Raw genomic sequence first — 22,068 nt, forward strand, 5'->3', positions numbered from 1 at the left:
CCTGCGCTGCATCACCACTCGTAGGCGACGCTGAAATGGAAGCGGTGATCGCCGCGGGCGGTGTTGCCCACGGCTTTGAGGGGGTACGCCCATTGCAGGGCGGCATCGAGACCGTTGAAGCCCTTGAGGCGCAAGCCCAGACCCAGACTGGCCAGGGTGAAGCGGCTGGTGGCCGTGATGGGTTCGAGCACGCGCACGGTGCCCGCGTCGACAAAGGCAATGGCGTGCAGGTCGGTCACCGCTTCGCCCAGCGAGGGGAAACGGCCCTTGAAGTTGGGCGACTTGCCTTCCAGCGACACCGCCAGACCGGTCTCGCCCAACGCAGCCGATTCCAGGTAACCACGCACCGTGTCCACACCGCCGATGGCGAACTGCTCGTTGGAAATGAGTGGCTGCCCGGCCATCTGCCAGGTGGTGCGCACTGCCACGCCGTAGTTGTTGGTCAGCGTGCGTTCCTGCGAAGCATGGCCACGCAGGTAGGCATAAGACGGCCGGCCCTTGAAGCGCTTGTCGGCGAACTCCTGCTCGTCGCTGCCCAGGCCCTGCACGTTGAAGTTGAACGACACGCCCAGGCGCGTGGTGCCCTGCTCGGTCAGGCGCGTGCCGTCCCAGCCGATGGTGAACGGCGTGTATTTGATGGGTGTGTTGAAGCCACCGCTGCCGATGAGGTTGACCGACTGGTCGAAGTCCTTGACGTCCACGCCGAACGAGGCACTGTGGAAGAACGAATCGCTGCCCGGCAAGGGTTTGATGTAACGCGCGCCCAGGATGGTGCCGCGGCCGACCACGTTGAGCGTGCCCACGGCCGACACGTCGGAATCTGACTTGACGCCATAGAGCGCGAGAAACTCACCCCCCGCCAGCGGAATGGTGTAGTTGACCGAGAACACCTGGCTCTCGCTGGGGTTGCTGGGCGCGGTTTGCAGGCTCAGGCCAATGCTGTGTTGTTTGCCCCAGAGGTTGTCGTAGCGCACGCTGGCGTTGAGCCGGGTGCGCGAAGTGTCAGGGCTGTAGCGGTCGTTGAGCTCCACACTGCCGTGCAGCGGCAGCTTGTCCTGCACCTTCAGGTCCACCTCCACCGTGCCGGGCGTCTTGCCCGGGCGCAGCACCGGCGTGACGCGCCGGTCGGCGTTGCGGTTGAGCGCGGTCAGCTCGGTCTGCATGTCTTGAAAATTGGGCACGTTGCCTTCGGCCAGCTCGGGCGCACCCGCGCGGATGGCACCCTGGTCGAAGTAGCGCGACTCCACCACCCGCAGGCGGTCCACCGGTGCTTCGGTCACGGCCAGGCGCACCACGCCTTCGTTCACCCGCTGCTGCGGGATCGTCACCAGCACGGTGAGGTAGCCCACGCCGTGGTAGGCCTTCTCCAGCGCCTCGCGCGCTTTCTCCACATCGTCCAGCGTCTTCTGCTCGCCCATGTGCGGATACACCGCCTTCTCCACGGTCAGCGCGGGGATGAGGGTGGTGCCTTCGACGCGGTATTCGAAGATGTTGAATTTCGCTTCCTGGGCCTGGGCGGAGGTTCCAGAAAACAAGGCCACCGCCAGCAGGCTGAGGACCGCTGCACCACGGCGCGGGGATACGAAGGATCGTCCTGGCGCGGGTCTGAACAAACACAGCAGCATGAAACGCCTGTTAAAAAAACAAATTCACAAAACAGGATCGGGACAGCCATCGCTGGCTGTCCCGGAGACCGGTTCAAGACACCGGCCACACCGGGCGTGGAGCACGCCCGGTGTGGTGGTCAGATCGCCGACTTACTGGGTCGACACCGAGCAAGCGTTGCCAGCCTTGAAGCCCTTGGACACTTGCGTGGGGAAGTCCACGTTGGCGAAACCAGACAGCGGGGTGGCGAACAAGCCGCGCAGATCGGTCACGCTCGGGTCGCCCAACACCGTGGCCAGACCGGTCAACAAGCCAGCGCCTTCGGCCGGTGCGGTGGCAGCGGTGAAGGCCACCAACTCGTACCAGAACTCGTAGTCGCCGTCGATGGCGGTCTGGCGCTGCTTGGCGTCGGCCGTGGGCGACACGCTGTTCAGCTTGGTGAAAGCGAACTTCTCGGTGCCGGCTGCCGCGTTTTCCAGCGACAGCACGCCGATGGCGTAGGCGTTCGCGTTGGAAGCAGCGGTGATGTTGGCCTTGACGTCGCCCGAACCGTTGTTGGAACGGATGGTGACGAAGTCATACACCGTGGAACCCACTGAGTTAGAACCGTCAGGCGTCAGCGCGCCAGTTGCCAGACCGGTGGCGCAAGGAGCGTTCAGGAAGAAGGCATTGGACGACGACTGGGTGCCCGAAGTGCCGACCCTGCGCTCGACCTGCAGTGGCGAGCCCGCCAGCGTGCTGGCGAGCAGACCAGCGTCCTTGTCGGCAGCGCCGCCACCCACTAAGGATGAGTATTTCTGGCGGCTCACGTTGGGCTGGCAGGCCGGGGTGGTGTTCACCGCGGTGATGGCGGCACCGGAGCCGGTGGCGGCGCATGCGGGGCTGGTGATGCCCTGCGACTGCTGCATGGCCACGTACAGCGGGTAGCTCACGGCCAGACCAAAGCCTTGGGCCACGTTGGTGGACACTTCGCTGCCGATGTCGGCCAGGCTCTTGATCACGCCCAGGTTGAGCTGGTTCAGGGTGTACTCGGTGTCTGACACACCGCCCACAGGCAGGGTGGGCACGGCGTTCACGCTGGCGTTGGGCGCCACGGTCACGGCCAGGCTGCCGCAAGCGAGGTAGGTCGGGTCTTGCGTGGCGAAGGCGGTCAGGGCGCAGGTGTTGCCGGTGGTGGCAGCGATGTTCTTCAGGCGCTTCACCGAGCCGCTCACGCTGGGGTTCACTTCACCCGCCAGGAACAGGTGCGGGGTGTAAGCCTCGAAAGAGCCCACGTCGAAGGTGTGATACACGACAGTCTTCTTGCCTTCCAGATCGGCACCGGCCGCTGGGCCCATGGTGCAGGCGTAGGCAGCAAATTTGCCGGCGGCGCTCTTGCCCGGGGCAGCATCGGCAGCGGTGGTCACCGACTTTTCCAGGTACACGTGCAGGTCGTCAGGAGCGCCATTGCTGTTGGCGTCAACGCACAGCTTGCGGATGCCGCCGTACACCGAAGCGGTGGGGGCGGTGGCGCCGTTGATCCACAGTTGCACGGTGGAAGCGTCGATTTGCGCGGGGGTCAGGGCGAAGGAAGAAGAAGCCACGCAAGCCAATGCAGCGGCCAGGGAGATGGAACGGATTTTCATGATGAAGTCCAAAGGATGGAAGGCTGGAGGAAGAGAGACCGAGGGAAAGAGAGACCACCCGCCCATGGGCGGGCAGCCTCATCTGGAACTCAGGAACGTGAGGCCAGACGCGCGCTTCAGGCGGCCTTGTTGTTGCGGCGGCGGGCGATGGCACCCATCAGGCCCAGACCAGCCAGCAACATGGCGTAGGTCTCGGGTTCCGGCACGGCGGTCACGCTGAAGGTCAGCACGTCACCCTGCAGGGTCCACAAGCCGTACTCGGTGCCACCGGCGAGGGCGCCGTTGCTGTCGAACTCGATCACACCGTCACCGTCGAAGTCGTAGCCGATGGCTGTGAGATTGGCCTTGGCGGCCGACGTCGTGCTGCTGGAGACCTGGTTGAAGAAGGCCACGGCCTGCTGCTGACCCGCGAAGGTGGTGCTGCCAGCGGCGTACTCGCCGTTGTACTGTCCGTTGGTGTCGAACATGGAGGCTTGAGCAAGCTTCTCCATGCCGGAGCCGTTGTTGAAGTAGGCAGCACTCCCTGCGCTGGCCAGGTGGGCGCCATTGGCGTCGGTGGCATGCGTGCCGCTGACGTTCACGTTGTTGAAGAAGCCAGCCACTGTCGAGTTGCCAGCAAGGCCGTTGTTGGTCAGGTTGGTCGTCGAGGTGATCGTTGCAGCGCCGCCGGTGGCGTTGATGGCGTTGCCGGAGGCGTAAACGCCGCGCGAACCCACTGTGGTGCCAACGCCGTCCAGAGCCATTACCTGCAGCTGTGCCGTGCTGGTGGCGCCTGCACCGGCAGCCGCGGCATTGAAGTCGGTCAGGGTGGTGCCGTAGTTGCCGATCACGGAAGCCGTCAGGCCGGTGCCGCTGTACTCACCCGTGCTCAGGTTCCACGAACGGATCCACTCCGTGCCGCCGCCGGACAGCGTGGTGTTGATGTCGACTTGCCAGGTGGCCAGTTGGGAATACGACAGACCCAGGTCGAACGAAGCCGAGGAGCCAGCGGAGCCGTTGCCGAAGGCCAGGGAAGCCAGGAAGGTGCCGTCGCCAGACGCAGCGCCGGAGTCAACAGCGGCGTGGGTCAGGCCGGTGGCAGCCAGCAAGGCGGCCGCTGCGATGAGTTTGAGTTTCATGTGAGATTCCAATCTGAAGTGAAGTGACAAGGAAGGGGGGAACTTTTCGCCGGTTGCAGCTCCAAGCCATCGGCTGCACAGAAGGAACTGTAGAAATCCAACGTTGCACCGCATTGGTTCGGTTCCCGTGTCCGCGTAGTCCGTTCAGGTAGTGAAATCCGTCACACACCGGGCTTCACCCGCCCTCTCCCCTCCCACACCCCGTTTCAGTTCAGATCGCTGTGCGCCATCAACCGCAAGGTGGCGCTCTTGCCCACGGCCTGGGCGCGGTTGTTCACGTTGAGCTTGCGCATCACCTTCTGCAGGTGGTTCTTCACCGTGGGTGGGCTGATGCCCAGGATCTGGCCGATTTCCATGTTGGTCTTGCCGTTCTTCACCCAGTGCAGCACCTGGATCTCGCGCTTGGACAACAGCGTCACGGGCGCCAGGTCCACCGCGCTGCCCGTGGCTTCGCGCATGCGCATGCGATGCAACGCCAGGTGCATGTGGGGCATGAGCAGTTCCAGCAGATAGGCGTCGCGCTCGCTCGGCAAATGGTCCATGCCGGCGAAGACGAAGAAGCTGCCGTAGCTCCCCTGCATTTCGCGCACGCCGTGCACGGCCACATGATTGAAGCCGCAGTGCTTGAGGTCGCTGATGAGCTGGCGCCGGCCCACCTGGTCGCCGCCTTCGCTGCTGAGCAGGCGCGGAATGCGCCCGCCGCGCAGCCAGTCGTCCACCAGGCGGGGCAGCAGGCCATCGGTGCGGTCGGTCACCAGCGCGTCCACCCGCTCGCTGGTCACGCCGTTGGAGAAGCACTCCACCCGCAGCTGCATGCGCTCGATGTCGCCGTGCGCGCACCACAGCGATTCGTGGGCGATGAAGCCTTGCAAGGCACCTTGCGCCCACAAGAAGAACTGCGCGCGGGTCTGAACCTCGAGCGCGCGCTCCATGGTCATGAGCAGGTGTTCAAGATCGCTGGCGTTCAGACGGACAAACGATGCATTCGTTCTCATGAGGCTCCTCTGGAAGCTGTGTTGTTGTCGGTTGCTGTTTCCGCGGGTGCAGCCATGGCTGGCGCGGCTTCAAAAACCCACTGGCTGTAGGCCGTGGTGCCGTTCAGGGCGGCGTCTTGTGGTTCGTGCGCCTTGCGCAGCGACTCGCCGCCATGACGGGTGTGGATGCCGGTGATGCGCCCGCCAGGTTTGACAAGCACCCACTCGGTGCTGTTGGTCATGGGGTCGCGCCAGAGGCGGCGCAGGTGCGGCACGGGCGTGGGAAAGCGCTTGTCCTGCAGCAGGTCGTCCAGCGTGGCCGGCGTGTTGGGCGAGCCGACGGGGCTGCGGTCGCGGTAGGACGCCAGCGCCAGCCGGAACTGCTGACCCACGAACAGCAACTGCGCTTCTTTCTCGCGCTGCGAAGCGGTGCGCCACACCTCGCCTGCACCGGCCAGCGTGATGCCCATGACAGCGATGGCGAACAGCACCATGAGGTAGCCAAAGCCCCCTTGTCGGCGACGGCCTGGCGAGTGGAGTTCACCACTGGTCATAGGTCTTGCCCTCCTCCACCGCGCCGCTGCGCAGGTCCCACACGCCGCTGGTGGTCTCGGCTGCCTCGCCCTGCAGGCTGCTGGGTGGTGGCAGCAGGGTCCAGGTGTCGCTGCTCTCGGTGATGGGGTCGGTGGGCAGGCTGCGCAGGTAGCGCTTGTCCACCAGTTCGTCCAGCGTGGCGGGGTAACGGTCGTTGTCGGCCGCAAACTTGTCGATGGCGTCGCGCGTCACGGTCAGCGTTTCGCGCAGCGCCGTTTCCCTGGCGCGGTCCAGGTGTGCAAAGTAGCGCGGCGTGGCGATGGTGAGCAGCGTGGCAATGATGGCCATGACCACCATGAGTTCGATGAGGGTGAAGCCGCGGCGGGTGTTCATGCTGTTCACCATTCGCGATAGGGCTGGCCGTTGAGGCCGGTGCGCCGGGAGCGCGAATACACGTCGTACACGTCTTCGCCTTCGGCGGGCGCATCGGGCGGGCTGCTGTAGGCGCGCAGCCCCCAGGTTTCGGCGGCGCTCAGGCTGCGGTCGGTGTTGAACGGGTCGCGCGGCAGGCGGCGCAAAAAGTAGATGCGCGCGGTGGTGGCACTTTTCGCGTCGGCCACCCCGTCCACCAGTTCGCCCAGGTTGCGCGGGTAGCCGCTGCCACCTGTGCGCGCCAGCACCCGGCCTTCGTCGGTGGCGCGCTTGTGCGCGTCGAGTGCGCCGCGGATCTGGCGCAGCGCGGTGCGCAGTTCGTGCTCCCGGGCCCGCTGCACATTCAGCTCCACCAGAGGCACCGCCACCGAGGCCAGCACGGCCACGATGGCCACGGTGACCACCAGTTCAATGAGCGTGAAGCCGCGGGCCCGGTGTTTCATGGGGCCTGCCCTGCGGGACGTGCGGGTGCGAGCGGCGCCACCGGTGTGAGCGTCATCGACGACGCGGCTTCGGTGGCGGTCGCCGGGGCCGCCGGCACGGCGGGCGGCGGTGGGGCAGGAGCGGCCGCGCCCGGCGATGGCGTGGCGCCTCCCTGCCCGGCCGCGGAACTGGAGTCGCTTGTTTCGGTGGTGGCTTCTTCGGGCGGCTCGGTGTTGACGGGCGTGCGGGCGGCTGGCGGTGCACCGGCGGAGCGCGGTGCGGGGCGAGCACCGGCGCCGCCGCTGGACAGAGAGAGCGTGCGCGCCGCGGCTCGCTTGAGCACCAGCGGTGGCGCGCCCACGTCGGACTCCGAACCCGCGGGCTCGTTGACGGCGTTGGCGTCGGGCCGGGCCACGTTGCGCACGATGCGCGGCGTGATCAGCAGCACGATCTCGGTCTTGCTGTTGTTGTCGCGCGTGCTGGAGAACAGCCGCCCCAGCGTGGGGATGTCGCCCAGGCCGGGCAGGCGGTTGGCGCTGCTGCGTTCTTCGTCGCTGATGAGCCCGGCCAGCACCTGCGTTTCGCCATCGCGCAGGCGCAGCACCGTGGCCGCGCTGCGCGTGCCGATCTGGTAGGCCAGCGATCCGGCCGGCCCGGTGACTTCGCGGGTCACGGAGCTCACTTCCATCTGCACCTTGATGCCGACCTCATCGTCCAGGTACACGTTGGGCTCCACATCGAGCTTGAGGCCCACGTCCAGATAGGACACCGAAGCCGACACGCCCACGTTGGCCGTGGACGTGGTGGTGAACACCGGCAGCTTGTCGCCGATGTGAATCTTGGCCTTCTCGCGGTTCTTCACGCGGATGCGCGGGTTGGCCAGGGTGTTGCCGTCGCCGGCTTCGCTGCGCAGGTTCAGCGTGAGCGCCGGGTTGGACACGAACGAGGTCAGGCCGTTGCGGTTGCGCAGGTCCACAAAGCCCTGGGCCAGCGTGCCGCCCAGCGTGGTGTTGCTTTGCGTCACGCCGTTGTTGACGATGGTGGTGTTGAGGTCGGGCTGCAGGCGGCCATAACCAATCTGGTCGGGGAAGCGGATACCGAGCTCCTGCAAACGGCTGCGCGTGACTTCCAGCACCTCCACGTCCAGCATCACCTCGGGCTCGGCCATGTCGAGCGATTCGATGAGCTTCTCGGCCAGGCGCACCGCGTCGGCCGTGTCCTTGATGATCACGAGGTTGAGCTTTTCGTCGACAAAGATGTCCTTGGTCTTCACCAGCGTGCGGATCATGGTCTGCGCCTGCTTCACGTCGGTGTTGGCGAGGTAGAACGTGCGGGTGACCAGGTCCTTGTAGTCCCGCGCTTTCACCGGCGTGTCGGGATAGATCATCAAGGTGTTCTGGTTGAGCAGCTTGCGTTCGAGCTGGTTGGTGGTGAGCACCAGGCCGATGACTTCTTCCACGCTCGCATCGCGCACGAAGATGGTCACGCGGGTGTCGGAGCGCACGTCCTTGTCGAACACGAAGTTCACGCCCGAGGTGCGGGCGATCACGTCGAACACCGATTTGATCGGCACGTCCCGGAAGTCCAGCGTGATGGGCTTGGACAGGGCTGCGGTCAGAGCCGTGGGTGGCGCATCGGGGCGCGGTGCGTCGGCCCGCAGCCGGGCCAGCAGGCGACGCGCTTCGGCCTGGGTGGGCGCCACGGACAGCACCTCGCGCAGCACACGCTCCGCGCCTGCGCTGTCGCCCTTGGCGAGCAGGGTGCGGGCCTGTGTCATGCGGGCGGCCACGCGGCGCTCGTTCTCCAGCGCGATCATGCCGTCGCGCACGCGCGGGTTGTTCGCGTCCAGGCGGGTGGCGCGTTCGTAGAGTGCCTGCGCTTCGTCCAGCCGGCCTTGCAGGCGCTCTGTCTCGGCGAGTGCCACGAGCTGGGCCGACACCCGGTCGCGCTGGCGGAAATACAGGGCGCGCAGCTCGGCGTTGTTGCCCGATTCGCGCACGCCCACCTCAAGGCGCTGCACGCTTTCGTCCAACTGGCCGGCATCCATCAGCGCCTGGCTTTCCCGGATGGCGGGGTGGGTGGCGCAGCCCGCGCACACACACAGGATCAGCATGGCCGCCATGCGACTTGAAATGAGCAAGGGGTTCAAGGGGTGCTTCCAAACAGCAGGCGCTGTGGTTCGTTCAAAGGCAGGTAGGTCAGGCGCATGCCCAGCGAGGTGATTTCGTCCACCCGGTAGTTCGGCAGCAGGTCGCCCTGGCGCACCACACGCGGCAACTGCTGCGCGCCCTCGGCGAGAAATGCGATCACACGGCCGTCCTCTTCCATGCGGCCGAGGTAGCGGTAGGGCAATTCAGGGGCGCGTGGTGGCGACGCTGGGGCCACCGCAGCGGGCGGTGGTGGTGGTGGTTGCCAACTCAGGGTGGCGAACAGATCACCACCCTCTCGCGTCATGCGCTGGGCCTCGAGCTCGCGCGGGGCGCTGGGGTTTGTGCTCCCCACCGCAGACACGCCGGTCACCTGCGGTCGGGCCGCTGGTGCGGTGCGCTGCGGCGCAGCCAGCGGTTCCTCGCCAGCATCGTCCACACCAGCGGCGTACCAAGTGGCCGCCAGCGTGAGCGCCAGGCCCAAACCCAGCCAGAGCGATCGGCGGTTGGCCATCACGGTGCCTTGAGGTAGAACGACCAGCGCACCCGCGCCTGGACCTTGGATTCGCCCACGGTATTGCGCTTGAAGCTGAGTTCATCCAGCGCCATGGTCGGCAATTCGTTGAGCACGTCGGCCATCCAGGCCCGCAGATCGGGGTAGGTGCCGTCGGCAGGCAGCGTGATCTGGTAGCGCTGCAGACGACCACCGGGTTCGTCCACCAGGCGGTACTCGCCGGTGGACAGCGCCACACCGTGTTCGCTGGCGCTGCGGTGGATGTGCCGCACCGCCTGCAATGCGCCAGCGGCCTGCGGCAGCCCCCCTTCGAACGTGGCCAATTGGGTGGCCTGGTCAAGCTGGGGATCGGGCTGGCGGTCCCGGCGCTCACGCTCGGCCAACTGCGCGGCTTGCAGGGCGCGCGTCTCGGCGCGGGTGCTGTCGGCGCCAAAGTGGGCGATGGGCCACACCAGGGCCATGAACACCAGACCCACCGCCGCCGGCCAGCCGTGGCGGTGCAACAGGAAGGCCATCTGGGTGGTGAGCGGAACTTTCAAGACGCGCCTCCCCAGGCGATGTCGACCGAAAAGCGGATCACCGACACGCCGTCTTGCAAGATCACCTCGTGCGAGCCGAGCACCACCGAGCTGGACACCGGCGACAGGCGCAAGGTCTCGACATAGGCGATCACCTCGGCCATGGTCCTGGCCTCGCCAGTGATGCGCAGCTGGCGTGTGGTGCCCTGCGCCTCGAACCCGAGCAGCGCAATGCCGGGTTCGGCCAGGCGTTCGAGCTCCTTGAGCAGTTTGCCCCAGGGGTGTGCAATGGCCTTGCCCACGCGGGCGTTGGCCACCACCACGGCGGGCGCCAGCGTGGGCGCCGCGGTGCGGGGCTTGGCCTTGGCGCTGCGGGACTGCCGCTCGGCGTGGTCCAGCGTGGACTGGAATTCTTCGCGCGCCTGGGCGTAGTCCAGCGCGGCCAGCAACAGGCCCACCAGACCCGCGAACATCAGCGCCCAGCCCAGCAAGGAAGCACGCGGGCGACGGCGCAGAAAGTCGATGCGAAGTGGTGGCATCGTCAGGCTCCCCAGGCCATGCGTTCAATGCCGGACTGTGCAGGGGACCGGTCGTCACGCTCACCCACCAGCCAGACCAGACGCGGATCGCGCTCGCGCTCGGCTTCGGTGCCACAGCCCACGAGGTAAACCGTGGGCGGCTCCCTGGAGAGATCGAATCCACTGGCCAGCTGAATCTGGGCCTGCAGGGCCGGCAACACGCTGCGCCAGCCGGCCGCCGACGGGTCGGTGTGGCGCGCTGATCGCAGCCCGTGCCACACACCGCGGTGCAACAAGCCCAGCGTCAGGCTGCCCGGCTCGGCCACACCAAACCAGGCCATCTTCTGGCCCACGCTGCTGCGCCAGTGGTCGAACGCAGCCGAGAAGTACGGCACCACGCTGGCCACGCTCGTCTCGCCAATGCTCTGCAGGCTGTCGAGCTCGGCCAGCAGCGTCTCATCGATCGCACACGCGGGCAGCGCCCGCCCGGGCAAGGGCTCGGTATGCACCACACGCCAACTGTCGGCCACGGTGCCGAAGGTGGCGCGAAACCGAAGCCGGGCGTAGGCTTCCAGCTCCTGGGGACGCACCAGTTGGGGCTGCCATTGCAGCAACTGCCAACGCACCAGTTGACTGCTCAGGAACACGTGCAGTCGGGCGCGCTTCAGATCGTGTTCTCGCAACCAAGTGGACAATGCCGCCATCGCGGGGTGCCAGGCCGGCGCGTGCATGCCGGACGGGGCAACAGCCACAACCTCTGTCTTGCCATTGGGTTCACCACGCCGGCGGATCGCACGGCCGATCACCAGCCGGTTTTCAAGCAAGGCCACCTGCAGCACAGGGCGTTCAGCGAACCACACGGTTGAGCTCCTGCAAGGTGGTTTCTCCCAGGCGCACCAGGTCCATGCCCACATCGCGCAGCACGCGTGTGCCCTTGCGGTGTGCCGCCTCCTTCACCCGGCGCACCGGCTCCTTGGTGACGATCATTTCGCGCAGTTCATCGTCCAGCAGCAGCACCTCGGCCACCGCCTTGCGGCCCTTGAAACCGGTGCCACGACAGCTCGCACAACCGCGACCCGCGCGGAACTGAAAGCCGCTCACATCACCCAGTCGGCTCTCGCCCAGCAGTTCGGCCGAAGGCGTGTCGTGCACCGAACAGTCGGGGCAGTTCACGCGCACCAGGCGCTGCGCCACGATGCCATTGAGCGCGGCCACCAGGCTGTAGGGATCCACGCCCATGTGGGTGAAGCGGCCCAGCACATCGAACACGTTGTTGGCGTGCACGGTGGTGAGCACCAGGTGGCCGGTGAGCGCGGCCTGCACAGCGATCTGCGCGGTCTCGCCGTCGCGGATTTCGCCCACCATGATCTTGTCGGGGTCGTGTCGCAAGATGGACCGCAGCCCACGCGCAAACGTCAGCCCCTTCTTCTCGTTCACCGGTATCTGCAACACACCGTTGAGCTGATATTCCACCGGGTCCTCGATGGTCACGATCTTGTCGTGCCCGTGGTTGATTTCGTTGATGGCGGCGTACAGGGTGGTGGTCTTGCCGCTGCCGGTGGGGCCGGTGGCGAGCAACATGCCGTAGGGTTCCTGGCACAGCGCCCGCAGCGCGCCCATGGTTTGCGCATCAAAACCCAGCGACTCCAGCCGCAGGCCCGTGACCTGGTCTGAGAGGCGCTCCTTGTCGAGCACACGCAGCACCGCGTCTTCGCCGTGGATGCTGGGCATGATGGACACGCGGATGTCGATGTCGCGCCCGAGCGCGGCCACTTTGAAACGCCCGTCCTGCGGCACACGCCGCTCGGCGATGTCGAGCTCGGCCATCACCTTGATGCGCGAGATCACCTGCTCGGCGTTCTCGCTGCCATGGATGCCGCCCACGCTGGCGAGCACACCGTCGATGCGGTACTTGATGTAAATGCCGCCGGTGCCGGTCTCCAGGTGGATGTCGCTGGCGCCGGACTTGAGCGCGTCGTACAGGGTGGAGTTGACCAGCCGCACCACGGGGCTCGCATCTTCGCTGATGCTGCGCAGCGAGATGTCTTCCAGGCCCTGGCTGGAGGCCGTTGCCTGCTGCATGGGTGCCAGGCTGTCCATGGCGCGCAGGCTGTCCTCGTGGCGGGCCAGGTAGGCCGCGATATCGGCGCGCCTGGCCAGGTGCACTTGTTTGGGCTGTCGCACGCGCTCTTCGGCCCAGGCCATGAGGTCGGCGTTGAACGGGTCGCCCACAACCAGCAACAAGTCGCCCCCTTCAGCGCTGCTGCGCATCAGCAGGCATTCGCGCTGCAGGGCTTCGCCGTAGGGAAGCAGGTCGAAGGCCGGCACCAGGGCGTGCAGTTCGTCCATGTGCAGTGCGGCCATCTGCGCGGTGGCGGCCAGCCGGCTCACCCACTCGCCCGGCGACCCCGGTTGAGCATCCAGCCAGTCGATCAAGCCCATGCCCTGGCTGTCCGCCGACGCGCGCGCTCTCTGCAGCTCGGCGGCGGTGTATGGATGGGCCAGGTGGGGGAGTTCGTGGCGCGCGTTCATTGCACGCTCTCCGCCAGTTGGAAGATGGGCAGGTACATCAGCACCACGATGGCGCCGATCACCAGACCCATGATCAGCATGAGCGCGGGGCCCAGCAAACGCGTGGCCCATTCGGCCCAGCGCGAGAGTTCCTCGTCGTGGAACGCAGCTGCGCGCTCCATCATGTCGCCCATGTTGCCGGTGCGCTCGCCCACGCGCAGCATGCGCAACGACACCGCCGTGCTCAGCCCCTGGCTCTCGAACGCGTGCGACATGGGCTGGCCTTCGCGGATGCGACTGGTGGCTGCGACCAGACGCGGCTGCAATGCGGGCGACAGCAGTCCACTGACCATGTCGAGTGCAGGCACGATGGCGATGCCACCGCGCAGCAACATGCCCAGCGTGCGGTACAGCCGGGCCAGCTGGAACACCCGCATGTGTTCTCCAATGGCCGGGATGCGCCAGAGCTGCCCCATCAAACGTTGCCCGAGCCAGCGACCGCCCCCCATGAACAAGCCCACCACCACCGCCACCATCAAACCCAGCAGCACCGGCCAGTACTGCTCGACCGCCTGCCCCCACTGCAGCATGAGGCGCGACATGAAGGGCAGTTCGTCGCCCATGTCTTCATAGATGTGCGAGAAGCGTGGCACCACATAGCCCATGAGAAACAGGATGACCAGGCTGCTCACGCCGATCAGCATGACGGGGTAGATGGCCGCACTCACCAGCTTGTTGCGCAGGGTCTCCAGCTGGTTGCCATAGGCGATATAGCGGCCCAGTGCCTCGCTCAGGTCGCTGGAGCGCTCGCTGGCTCGCACCGTGGCCACAAACAAGGGGGGAAAGGTTTGGGGCATGGCCTGCAGCGCGCTGGAAAACGTGTGGCCTTCGCGCAGGCTCAGCAGCAGCTTTTGCAACACCGTGCGCACCGGCGCCCTGGATTCTTTCTCGGCCAGCGTTTCCACCGCCTCCACGATGCTCACGCCCGAGCTCAGCAGCGACAACAGTTCCTGGCTGAACAGCAACAACGGGAAATCCGCCCGGGCTTGTGAGCCCGCACCCAACCCGCTTTCGCGCGAGATGGACACCACGGCGTTGCCCAGCGCCTGCACTTGTCGACGCACATCGTCCACGGTGTCCGCGTCGACGACGCTGACCGCCATCGACATGTCCGACTGCAGGAACTTCACGCGGTAGCGCATGCCTACCAGCTCACCAGGTCTTCGGCTTCGCCCGTGCCACCGGGCTGGCGGTCCTTGCCGTAAGACAGCAGGTCGTATTCGCCCTGCTCGCCCGGCGAGCGGTAGATGTAGGCCAGACCCCAGGGGTCCAGCGGAACGCCCTTCTTCAAATAGGGCCCTGACCACTTGCTGTCGTTGGCGGGCCGCTCATTCAAGGCGGCCAGCCCTTCGTCGCTGGAGGGGTATCGCCCGACATCCAGGCGGTACTGGTCCAGCGCCTTGCCCAGCGCATCGATCTGCGCGCGTGCGGTCTTGACTTCCGACTTGCCGATCTGCGCGAAGAAGCGCGGACCGACGAATCCCGCCAGCAGCCCAATGATGACCATGACAACCAGGAGTTCGAGCAGGGTGAATCCACACTGCCTCCGATTGCGAGGCGCGGTTTGTCGAGACATGGGGTGCTCCGGATCGAGTGAACGTTGCAAGCGCACTTGCGTGAAGTCAGCTTAAGAAGGTCATATGTAACCCGGGTTACACATAGACGTTGGGCGCTCGAGTTTCGATGGGTGAGAGCGCGATTGGTCCGAACGGACTACGCGGATGGGTCTGGCTCGTTACAAACCCAACACACCGCGACCGGTGGGTTCAGGCGCCAGACAAGCTGTAGCCGCTGCCGCGTACCGTGCGAATGACGTGATCCAGACCCGAGGGCAACAAAGCATTGCGCAGGCGACTGATGTGCACGTCCACCGTGCGGTCGTCCCCCACGAATTCGGGGCCCCACACGTGGTCCAGCAACTGACTGCGGCTGTACACGCGGTCGGTGTGGGTGACGAGAAAGTGCAGCAGGCGGAATTCGGTGCTGCCCAATGACAAGGGCTGGCCTTTGGCGATCACGGTCTTGGCCGCCGGGTCCAGCACCAGCCCAGCCACGCGCACCACCTCGGCCGTGACCTGTGGCACGCGGCGGCGCAGGATCACCGCAATGCGGGCGATCAGCTCTCGCGGTGAGAACGGCTTGGTGATGTAGTCGTCGGCGCCCACCTCCAGCCCCGAGATCTTGTCGCGCTCCTCGATGCGGGCCGACAGGATGATGATGGGAATGTCGCGCGTGCGCGCTTCGGAGCGAAGCATGCGGGTGAACTCCACGCCGGTCATGCCGGGCAACATCCAGTCCAGCAACAGCAGGTCGGGCAAGGAGCGATGCATCATGTCGCGCGCGACTTCGGCGTCAGGTGCGCAGCGGACCGAGTGTCCCGCGCGGGTGAGATTGATGGAGATGAGCTCCTGTATGTGCGGCTCATCTTCGACAACCAGAATTTGAGCAGCCATGTTTCGTCCGTCGATGAAGTGGCGCGATCCTAGGTGCCTGTAATGACGGTTTGATTGCAGCGTTTGTCCAAACGGATCATGGTCGGTCACAGATCTGACGTACTGGCTACCTAGACTCGCGGTCTCTTCAGTCAACAGGCGTTTGTGTCACATGAAGCTCCACCACTTCAGAGGTCTTCTGATCGCAGCCGGCACAACGCTTTGCACCTTCGCGGCGTCGGCGCAAGACATCACCGGCGCGGGTGCCACCTTCCCCGCACCGGCCTACGCCAAGTGGGCCGATGCCTTCAAAACAGCGGCGGGCGCCAAGGTCAACTACCAGGCGATCGGATCGAGTGGCGGCATTCGACAAATCGATGGTCGAACAGTGGATTTCGGCGCCACCGACGCACCGCTGAAAGACGACGAACTCACCCGCAAGGGGCAGATCCAGTTCCCCACCCTCATCGGTGGCGTGGTACCGGTGGTGAACCTGCGCGGCGTCGCAGCGGGTCAGTTGCGCTTGACGGGTGCGGTGCTCGGTGACATCTATCTGGGCAAGATCAGCCGCTGGAGCGACCCGGCCATCGTGGCGCTCAACCCGCAACTCCCACTGCCCGACACAGCCATCACCCCGGTGTTTCGCTCAGATGGGTCGGGCACCTCGTTCATCTTCACCAACTACCTGAGCAAGGTGAACGCCGACTGGAAATCACGCATTGGCGAAGGCACCCAGGTGGGCTGGCCCACCGGCAGCGGAGGCCGCGGCAACATCGGTGTGGCCGCCATCGTCTCGCGCACGCCCAACGCCATCGGCTATGTGGAATACGCCTATGTGAAGCAGGCCAAGCTCAACTTCGCGCTGTTGCAAAACGCATCGGGCGCATTCGTCGCACCGGGCACCGAGGCGTTTCGCGCTGCCAGCACCGGCGTGGACTGGACCACTTCCCATTCCCACATGCTGACCCAGCAACCCGCACCCGAAGCGTGGCCCATCACCGGCGCCACCTTCGTGTTGATGTACGCCAAGGTCGACAACGTGGCCAACGCATCGCAGGCGCTGCGCTTCTTCCACTGGGGTCTCACCACAGGCGAATCCATGACCACCGAGCTGGGCTACGCGGCCCTGCCGAAACCGGTGGTGGATTCGATCGAAGCGCTGTGGTCCCGGGTGCGCGATGCCTCTGGAAAGTCTGTTGCCTACAAGTGATCCGACGCCTTCTGCGCGTCAGCCTTCTTCTTCGAGCCCAAGCATGAACCACCTCAAACGCAACCCCATCACCAGCCTGCTGCAAACCACCGCACTGGCCTTCTCTTTGACCGTGGGCCTGAGCGCCTGCGGCAGCGAAGAAGGCAGCACCAAGGCCACCCAGGTGGCCGCCAAGGTCGGCTCCAGCGAAATCTCGGTGCACCAGATCAACCAGGTGCTCAGCCGCACCCCCGTGGGCAACGCCTCCAAGGACGCGGTGCAGGCAGCCAGTCAGCAGGTGCTGGAGCGATTGATCGACCAGCAACTCGCGGTGGACCAGGCGACCGAAGCCAAGTTGCACCGCTCCCCCGACGTGGTGGCCCAGCTCGAAGCGGCACGGCGCGAAGTGCTCGCGCGCGCCTACCTGCAGCAGCTCACCGGCAACGTGCCCAAGCCGACCCCGGAGGAGATCAAGAAGTACTACCAGGACAATCCCGCGCTGTTCGCCGAGCGCCGGGTGTTCAACCTGCAGGAGATCCGCGTGCCCAAAGCCATCGGCTTCGTGGACGACCTGAAGAAGCTGGCCGAGCAAGGCCGCCCAATCGAGGAGGTGGCCGGCTTCCTGCGCACGCGCAACGTGCAGTTCGGTGGTGGGAGCGCCACCCGCACGGCCGAACAGATTCCACTGGAGCTGCTGCCCCGCGTGCATGCGCTCAAGGATGGCCAGAGCGCCGCGGTGCAGGCCGGCGACAGCGTCACGTTCTTGCGGGTGGCCTCGTCGCAGCAGGTGCCCGTGAGCGAGACCGTGGCCACGCCCGGCATTGCCCAGTTCCTGAACAACCGGCGCACGGCAGAGATCGTCACCGGTGAAATCAAGCGGCTGCGCGCGTCCACCACCATCGCCTACCTGGGCGACTTCGACCAGGCTGCCGCCAAGAGCGCAGAGTCGGCGGACAAACCGGCCGCCCCTGCCGAAACCCTGCCGCTCACCGCTCCGCTGGAGAGCGGCGCCAAACCTGCGGCGAGCGCGGAGCAAGGCGCCATTGAACGCGGCATTCAGGGCCTGAAGTGATGACTTCTGCCGTGACGTCGTTTTTCATGCTGGCCGTGCAACGCTCGTGCCTGCTGCTGGTCGCACTGCTGCTCGCCAGCATCGATGCTCACGCCCAGGCGGCTCCGGTGGACTACCCACTGGCCGCTGGAGATGCCGTGCGAGTCCAGGTGTTCCAGAACCCCGACCTCACCCTGGAGACCCGCATCTCCGAAAGCGGCACGATCTCGTTCCCGCTCATCGGCACCATTCGCCTGGGTGGGCTGGCGGTGGGTGCAGCGGAGAAAAGAATTGCCGATGCCCTGAAGAGCGGCGGCTTCCTGCAGAACCCGCAGGTCACCCTGCTGCTGACGCAGATCCGCGGCAGCCAGGTGTCGGTGCTCGGCCAAGTGGGCAGGCCGGGTCGATTTCCTCTGGAAACTGCGAGCACCCGCCTGAGTGACATGCTTGCCAATGCGGGTGGCGCCACGCCCGGCGGGGACGATGTGGTCATCGTGACGGGCCAACGCGCCGGCCAGCCGTTTCGCAAACTTGTCGACGTGCCATCGCTGTTCCTGCGCGAGCGAGGCGAAGACGACATCGTGCTGCAAGGGGGCGACGTGATCTATGTGCACCGGGCACCGGTGTTCTATGTGTACGGCGAGGCACAACGCCCGGGCTCTTTCCGCATCGAACGCGCCATGACGGTGATGCAAGCGCTGGCCCTGGCCGGTGGACCGACCGCGCGCGGCTCTCGCGACCGCTTGCAGCTCCATCGCCAGCAGGACGACGGCGGCGTGGCACTGCTCACACCGCGGATGAACGACCCGGTCATGCCCAACGATGTGATCTACGTGCGGGAAAGCCTGTTCTGAAGCGCCGCTACGGCAGACACATCCCATGACACCTCAACAACTTTTCATCATCCTGCGCGCCCGCTGGCTCGTGGTGTTCATCGCCTTCATGCTCGTGGTGGTCACCACGGCCACCGTCACGCTGATGTCCGGCAAGCAATACACCGCAACAGCTTCGGTGGTGCTCGACATCAAGCCCGACCCCGTCACGGGCACCATGGCCGGCATGGCCGCCACCGGCTACATGGCCACCCAGGTCGACATCATCAAGAGCGACCGTGTGGCCAAGCGCGTGGTGAGCAACCTGCGCATGGACACGAACCTCTCCGTGCAGTCGCAATGGCGCGAAGCCACCAACGGCCGCGGACAGCTGGTCGACTGGCTCGCTGCCCTGCTCAAGGGCAACCTCGATGTGAAGCCCTCGCGCGAGAGCAACGTCATCAACATCGAGTACGTGGGCGCCGACCCCGATTTCGCTGCCGCCGTGGCCAATGCGTTCGCGCAGGCCTACATCGACGTGAACCTCGAACTGCGCGTGGACCCGGCGCGCCAGTACACAGGCTTTTTCGACGAGCAGACCAAGGCGGCGCGCGCGCGCCTGGAATCGGCACAGAAGGCGCTGTCCGACTTCCAGCAGGCCAACGGCATCACCTCGACCGACGAGCGGGTGGACTACGAAACCGCCAAGCTCAACGAGACCAGCAGTCAGCTCACGGCCATCCAGGCCGCCACCACCGACAGCCGCAGCAAGCGCTCGCGCACCGACGGCGACACCGTTGCCGAGGTCATGCAGAGCCCGCTCATCAACGGCCTGAAGTCCGACATTGCAAGGCTCGAGGCCAAACTGATCGAAGGCAGTGTGAACCTGGGCAAGAACCATCCGCAAACCATGCGTGCGGAGTCCGAACTGGCCGAGCTGAAAGCACAGCTGGCATCGGAAACGCAGCAGATCACCAACTCGATCAACACCACCTACGAAGTGAACCGCCAACGAGAGTCGCAGTTGCAGGCCGCGCTGTCCGCACAGAAGTCACGCGTGTTGCTGCTCAATCAGCAACGAGACGAGATCCGTGTGCTGCGCGGCGACATCGAGTCGGCCCAGCGGGTGTTCGACTCGGTCAGCCTGCGCGCCTCGCAGAGCAGCCTGGAGAGCCAGACCAGTCAGACCAACATCGCGGTGCTCAACCCCGCGATCGCACCGGCCTTTCCGTCCGGTCCCCGGGTGAAGCTCAACATCGCGATCGCCATGTTCCTTGGCGGGCTGCTGGGCGTGATGCTGGCCCTCTCGCTGGAGTTTGCCAACCGCCGTGTGCGCTCGGCCGACGACCTGCACGAGCTTCGGGACGTGATCCTGCTCGGCAGCATCGGGCCCGCGCGCGGCATGATGAAGCCCGCCGCTGGAGCGGCGGCATGAACGCACCCGAACGCCTGAAGCCGCACGGAACGATTGGCGATCTGTTGGTGGCGCGCGGCGTGCTGCAACCCGAGCACATCAACACCATCATCGAACGCCAGCACAGCCACGATGAGCCCTTCGGCGAAGCCGCCATCGCCCTCAAGCTCCTGCAGCGCAGCGATCTGGATGCCGCGCTCTCCACCCAGTTCAACTACGGCTACCTGCACGACAACGACACCCACCTGAGCCGCGAACTGGTCACGGCCTTCAAGCCCTTCTCCAGCGTGTCTGAAGAAATGCGCGCGCTGCGCGGGCAGATCATGTTGCGCTGGCTCAACGACGATCGCCGCCGTCGCATGCTCAGCGTGGTGAGCCCGCAGGCGCAGGACGGCCGCAGCTTCATCGCGGCCAATCTGGCGGTGGTGTTTTCACAGCAGGGCCAGCGCACGCTGCTGATCGACGCCAACCTGCGCCAGCCCCGCCAGTCCCAGTTGTTCCACACCGGGCACAGCGCCGGGCTGGCCGGCATCCTGGCTGGGCGCGCGCGCCTGGAGGTGATCGAGGCCGTGCCCGGCTTGCCTGGTCTGCGTGTGCTGCCTGCTGGATCATCCCCACCCAACCCGCAGGAGCTGGTGGGCATGGCCAGCTTCGGTGAACTGTTGCAGCAGGTGAGTCAGAACTTCGACGTGGTGCTGATCGACACGCCAGCATGTGATCGCTTTGCCGATGCGGAAATCATCGCAGCGCGCACCGGCGCGGCGCTGGTGGTGGCACGCAAGAACCGCACACCGATGCGCCGCGTGAACGACCTCGCCAGGCGGCTGCAGGACACCGGTGTTGCGGTGGTGGGCTCCATCCTCAACCAGCACTGAGCGTCAAGACCGCTCGACCTCTTCATGCGCAGCCACCCACGCCCTCACCTGAATGCGAACCGCGAGCACGACCGTGCCCAGGCCAGCGCCCACCGCATCGGCCACCAGGTCGTCGAACTCGGCGGTGCGTCCGGGCAGGTGCATCTGACTGAACTCATCCAGCCCGCCCACCAGCAGGGCGCCGACGAAGCCAATCAGCATGGCCGATGCTCCCTGGCGCCGGCTCGCAAACCCGATGGCGCAGGCCAGCACGGCATACACCGACATGTGGGCCAGCTTGTCCCAGGGTGCGGGCACCAGGCCCACGGCAAACGGTTGTGCGCCGCCCACGAGCAGTGCCAGCGGAATGGCCGTCGCCAGCAAATAGGCCATCCAGCGCGCTGCACGCTGAAGCCGCACAAGTGAAAAAACCATGACCGCCACCACCCCTGTTTCTGAAGCGACCAGCGCATCGATGGTGACGCGTCTGGTGCCGTATGTGCCGATTATGGTGGGCCTCGCCCTGCTCTATCTACCCAGTCTCCATGACTTGTTCACCGGGATCTGGGCCGAGGACGAACAGTTCCACGGCCCCATCGTGCTGGCCATCTCGCTGTGGCTGCTGCAGCGCAACTGGGCCCGGATGGAACAGGCTTCCCAGGGTGAACAACCCAGCGCCTGGGGCTGGCCGCTGGTGGCGATCGCGCTGTTCCTCTACGCGCTGGGCCGTTCACAAGGCATCGGCATATTCGAAGTTGGATCGGTGATCTGGCTGCTCGCCGGTCTGCTGCTGCTGCGCGGCGGCAGAGCGCTCAAGGCGCAATGGTTCGCGCTGTTCTTCATGCTCTTCATGGTGCCCCTGCCGGCGCAGGTGGTCGATCTGGTGACCATGCCCATGAAGATGGCGGTGTCGTATGTGGCCGAAAACGTGCTGTACCACGCGGGCTACCCCATTGGCCGCAACGGGGTGGTGCTGCAGATCGGCCAATACATGCTGCTGGTGGCCGACGCGTGCGCGGGTCTCCATACCCTGCTGACACTCGAAGCCCTGGGCCTGCTCTACCTCAACCTCGTGCGGCGCGACTCGCTGTTTCGCAACATCACGCTGGCCGTGCTGATCGTGCCGATCTCCTTCACCGCCAACGTGATCCGGGTGATGGCACTCAGCCTGATCACCTACCACTTCGGCAACGAAGCTGGTCAGGGTTTCCTGCACGGCTTTGCCGGCATGGTGCTGTTCCTCAGCGCCTTGCTGTTGATCATCAGCACCGACACCGCGCTCCAGTTCTTCGACGGCCTGCGCATGCGGGCGCGCACCCAAACCCCAAAGGCCTGAC

The 22,068-nt window shown here is 65.8% G+C and carries 22 protein-coding genes and 1 pseudogene; 6 read left to right on the top strand and 17 right to left on the bottom strand.

The window, feature by feature from the left end; all coding sequences use genetic code 11:
• Window positions 1-11: 11 nt before the first annotated feature.
• From ASE11_RS22630 to phoB, 16 genes and pseudogenes are all read right to left on the bottom strand, one after another.
• Window positions 12-1,535, bottom strand: coding sequence for a ShlB/FhaC/HecB family hemolysin secretion/activation protein (locus tag ASE11_RS22630; protein WP_235501416.1), 1,524 nt, complete (start codon window positions 1,533-1,535; stop codon window positions 12-14).
• Between the two features lie 222 nt (window positions 1,536-1,757).
• Window positions 1,758-3,230 carry a hypothetical protein gene (locus ASE11_RS22635; RefSeq protein ID WP_056277170.1) on the bottom strand — a complete coding sequence of 491 codons (1,473 nt, stop codon included), beginning with the start codon at window positions 3,228-3,230 and terminating at the stop codon, window positions 1,758-1,760.
• Between the two features lie 116 nt (window positions 3,231-3,346).
• Window positions 3,347-3,454, bottom strand: a pseudogene (locus ASE11_RS27165) (FxDxF family PEP-CTERM protein); the annotation flags it as partial.
• Window positions 3,455-4,554: 1,100 nt separating this feature from the next.
• Entirely contained in the window at window positions 4,555-5,343 is a 789-nt protein-coding gene (epsA, locus tag ASE11_RS22645) for an XrtB/PEP-CTERM-associated transcriptional regulator EpsA (protein WP_082585964.1), read from the bottom strand.
• On the bottom strand, window positions 5,340-5,876 hold the full coding sequence (locus ASE11_RS22650) for a type II secretion system protein (protein WP_056277180.1): 537 nt from the start codon (window positions 5,874-5,876) through the stop codon (window positions 5,340-5,342). Before ASE11_RS22650 ends, epsA begins: the two co-directional genes overlap by 4 nt.
• Entirely contained in the window at window positions 5,863-6,249 is a 387-nt protein-coding gene (locus ASE11_RS22655; RefSeq protein WP_414842476.1) for a type II secretion system protein, read from the bottom strand. Before ASE11_RS22655 ends, ASE11_RS22650 begins: the two co-directional genes overlap by 14 nt.
• A 5-nt stretch (window positions 6,250-6,254) precedes the next feature.
• Window positions 6,255-6,731, bottom strand: coding sequence for a type II secretion system protein (locus ASE11_RS22660; RefSeq protein WP_056277183.1), 477 nt, complete (start codon window positions 6,729-6,731; stop codon window positions 6,255-6,257).
• A complete protein-coding gene (locus ASE11_RS22665; protein ID WP_235501417.1) occupies window positions 6,728-8,860 on the bottom strand; it encodes a secretin N-terminal domain-containing protein in 2,133 nt (710 codons plus the stop codon). Before ASE11_RS22665 ends, ASE11_RS22660 begins: the two co-directional genes overlap by 4 nt.
• Window positions 8,857-9,372: a hypothetical protein gene (locus ASE11_RS22670; protein ID WP_056277188.1), complete on the bottom strand. Its 516-nt coding sequence runs from the start codon at window positions 9,370-9,372 to the stop codon at window positions 8,857-8,859. Before ASE11_RS22670 ends, ASE11_RS22665 begins: the two co-directional genes overlap by 4 nt.
• Window positions 9,372-9,911 (bottom strand): GspMb/PilO family protein, encoded by a 540-nt coding sequence (locus ASE11_RS22675; protein ID WP_156406457.1) that lies wholly within the window; start codon window positions 9,909-9,911, stop codon window positions 9,372-9,374. Before ASE11_RS22675 ends, ASE11_RS22670 begins: the two co-directional genes overlap by 1 nt.
• On the bottom strand, window positions 9,908-10,429 hold the full coding sequence (locus tag ASE11_RS22680) for a PilN domain-containing protein (RefSeq protein ID WP_056277195.1): 522 nt from the start codon (window positions 10,427-10,429) through the stop codon (window positions 9,908-9,910). The genes ASE11_RS22675 and ASE11_RS22680 overlap by 4 nt, the downstream gene beginning before the upstream one ends.
• 2 nt (window positions 10,430-10,431) lie before the next feature.
• A complete protein-coding gene (locus tag ASE11_RS22685) occupies window positions 10,432-11,268 on the bottom strand; it encodes a hypothetical protein (protein ID WP_056277197.1) in 837 nt (278 codons plus the stop codon).
• On the bottom strand, window positions 11,255-12,940 hold the full coding sequence (locus ASE11_RS22690) for a GspE/PulE family protein (protein ID WP_056277200.1): 1,686 nt from the start codon (window positions 12,938-12,940) through the stop codon (window positions 11,255-11,257). Before ASE11_RS22690 ends, ASE11_RS22685 begins: the two co-directional genes overlap by 14 nt.
• Window positions 12,937-14,121: a type II secretion system F family protein gene (locus tag ASE11_RS22695; RefSeq protein ID WP_056277202.1), complete on the bottom strand. Its 1,185-nt coding sequence runs from the start codon at window positions 14,119-14,121 to the stop codon at window positions 12,937-12,939. Before ASE11_RS22695 ends, ASE11_RS22690 begins: the two co-directional genes overlap by 4 nt.
• A gap of 2 nt (window positions 14,122-14,123) precedes the next feature.
• Complete coding sequence (gene gspG, locus ASE11_RS22700) at window positions 14,124-14,555, bottom strand: type II secretion system major pseudopilin GspG (protein WP_056277205.1); 432 nt, start codon at window positions 14,553-14,555, stop codon at window positions 14,124-14,126.
• A 190-nt stretch (window positions 14,556-14,745) separates the two neighbouring features.
• Window positions 14,746-15,432, bottom strand: a complete 687-nt coding sequence (gene phoB, locus ASE11_RS22705; protein ID WP_056277208.1) for a phosphate regulon transcriptional regulator PhoB — start codon at window positions 15,430-15,432, stop codon at window positions 14,746-14,748.
• A gap of 151 nt (window positions 15,433-15,583) precedes the next feature.
• On the opposite strand from phoB, the gene pstS reads away from it, so the two are divergent.
• From pstS to epsG, 5 genes are read left to right on the top strand one after another with little or no spacing between them, the layout of a single operon-like run.
• Window positions 15,584-16,621, top strand: coding sequence for a phosphate ABC transporter substrate-binding protein PstS (gene pstS / locus ASE11_RS22710; RefSeq protein ID WP_056277211.1), 1,038 nt, complete (start codon window positions 15,584-15,586; stop codon window positions 16,619-16,621).
• A gap of 43 nt (window positions 16,622-16,664) precedes the next feature.
• Entirely contained in the window at window positions 16,665-17,672 is a 1,008-nt protein-coding gene (locus ASE11_RS22715) for an EpsD family peptidyl-prolyl cis-trans isomerase (RefSeq protein WP_056277214.1), read from the top strand.
• The gene (gene epsE, locus ASE11_RS22720) at window positions 17,672-18,505 is read left to right on the top strand and encodes a polysaccharide export protein EpsE (RefSeq protein ID WP_235501418.1); all 834 of its coding nucleotides are present in this window, start codon (window positions 17,672-17,674) and stop codon (window positions 18,503-18,505) included. The genes ASE11_RS22715 and epsE overlap by 1 nt, the downstream gene beginning before the upstream one ends.
• Before the next feature lie 25 nt (window positions 18,506-18,530).
• Window positions 18,531-19,898: a chain length determinant protein EpsF gene (gene epsF, locus ASE11_RS22725; RefSeq protein WP_056277216.1), complete on the top strand. Its 1,368-nt coding sequence runs from the start codon at window positions 18,531-18,533 to the stop codon at window positions 19,896-19,898.
• Window positions 19,895-20,752, top strand: coding sequence for a chain length determinant protein tyrosine kinase EpsG (epsG, locus tag ASE11_RS22730; protein ID WP_056277221.1), 858 nt, complete (start codon window positions 19,895-19,897; stop codon window positions 20,750-20,752). Before epsF ends, epsG begins: the two co-directional genes overlap by 4 nt.
• Window positions 20,753-20,755: 3 nt before the next feature.
• Here epsG and ASE11_RS22735 read toward each other — a convergent pair whose 3' ends face one another.
• Complete coding sequence (locus ASE11_RS22735; RefSeq protein ID WP_056277224.1) at window positions 20,756-21,166, bottom strand: VanZ family protein; 411 nt, start codon at window positions 21,164-21,166, stop codon at window positions 20,756-20,758.
• Between ASE11_RS22735 and xrtB the strand changes: the two genes are divergently transcribed.
• Window positions 21,165-22,067, top strand: a complete 903-nt coding sequence (gene xrtB, locus ASE11_RS22740; RefSeq protein ID WP_082585966.1) for an exosortase B — start codon at window positions 21,165-21,167, stop codon at window positions 22,065-22,067. The genes ASE11_RS22735 and xrtB overlap by 2 nt on opposite strands.
• The last annotated feature ends 1 nt before the right edge of the window (window position 22,068 follow it).

The organism is Hydrogenophaga sp. Root209, from assembly GCF_001428625.1.
In the GTDB taxonomy this organism is placed as follows: domain Bacteria; phylum Pseudomonadota; class Gammaproteobacteria; order Burkholderiales; family Burkholderiaceae_C; genus Hydrogenophaga.

Excerpts from the sequence above, each read along its gene's own strand:
- ASE11_RS22635 (WP_056277170.1), bottom strand. The coding sequence starts at position 3,230 with ATGAAAATCCGTTCCATCTCCCTGGCCGCTGCATTGGCTTGCGTGGCT.
- epsA (WP_082585964.1), bottom strand. The coding sequence starts at position 5,343 with ATGAGAACGAATGCATCGTTTGTCCGTCTGAACGCCAGCGATCTTGAA.
- ASE11_RS22650 (WP_056277180.1), bottom strand. The coding sequence starts at position 5,876 with ATGACCAGTGGTGAACTCCACTCGCCAGGCCGTCGCCGACAAGGGGGC.
- ASE11_RS22655 (WP_414842476.1), bottom strand. The coding sequence starts at position 6,249 with ATGAACACCCGCCGCGGCTTCACCCTCATCGAACTCATGGTGGTCATG.
- ASE11_RS22660 (WP_056277183.1), bottom strand. The coding sequence starts at position 6,731 with ATGAAACACCGGGCCCGCGGCTTCACGCTCATTGAACTGGTGGTCACC.
- ASE11_RS22670 (WP_056277188.1), bottom strand. The coding sequence starts at position 9,372 with ATGGCCAACCGCCGATCGCTCTGGCTGGGTTTGGGCCTGGCGCTCACG.
- ASE11_RS22680 (WP_056277195.1), bottom strand. The coding sequence starts at position 10,429 with ATGCCACCACTTCGCATCGACTTTCTGCGCCGTCGCCCGCGTGCTTCC.
- ASE11_RS22690 (WP_056277200.1), bottom strand. The coding sequence starts at position 12,940 with ATGAACGCGCGCCACGAACTCCCCCACCTGGCCCATCCATACACCGCC.
- ASE11_RS22695 (WP_056277202.1), bottom strand. The coding sequence starts at position 14,121 with ATGCGCTACCGCGTGAAGTTCCTGCAGTCGGACATGTCGATGGCGGTC.
- gspG (WP_056277205.1), bottom strand. The coding sequence starts at position 14,555 with ATGTCTCGACAAACCGCGCCTCGCAATCGGAGGCAGTGTGGATTCACC.
- phoB (WP_056277208.1), bottom strand. The coding sequence starts at position 15,432 with ATGGCTGCTCAAATTCTGGTTGTCGAAGATGAGCCGCACATACAGGAG.
- pstS (WP_056277211.1), top strand. The coding sequence starts at position 15,584 with ATGAAGCTCCACCACTTCAGAGGTCTTCTGATCGCAGCCGGCACAACG.
- ASE11_RS22715 (WP_056277214.1), top strand. The coding sequence starts at position 16,665 with ATGAACCACCTCAAACGCAACCCCATCACCAGCCTGCTGCAAACCACC.
- epsE (WP_235501418.1), top strand. The coding sequence starts at position 17,672 with ATGACTTCTGCCGTGACGTCGTTTTTCATGCTGGCCGTGCAACGCTCG.
- epsF (WP_056277216.1), top strand. The coding sequence starts at position 18,531 with ATGACACCTCAACAACTTTTCATCATCCTGCGCGCCCGCTGGCTCGTG.
- epsG (WP_056277221.1), top strand. The coding sequence starts at position 19,895 with ATGAACGCACCCGAACGCCTGAAGCCGCACGGAACGATTGGCGATCTG.
- xrtB (WP_082585966.1), top strand. The coding sequence starts at position 21,165 with ATGACCGCCACCACCCCTGTTTCTGAAGCGACCAGCGCATCGATGGTG.
- ASE11_RS22735 (WP_056277224.1), bottom strand. The coding sequence starts at position 21,166 with ATGGTTTTTTCACTTGTGCGGCTTCAGCGTGCAGCGCGCTGGATGGCC.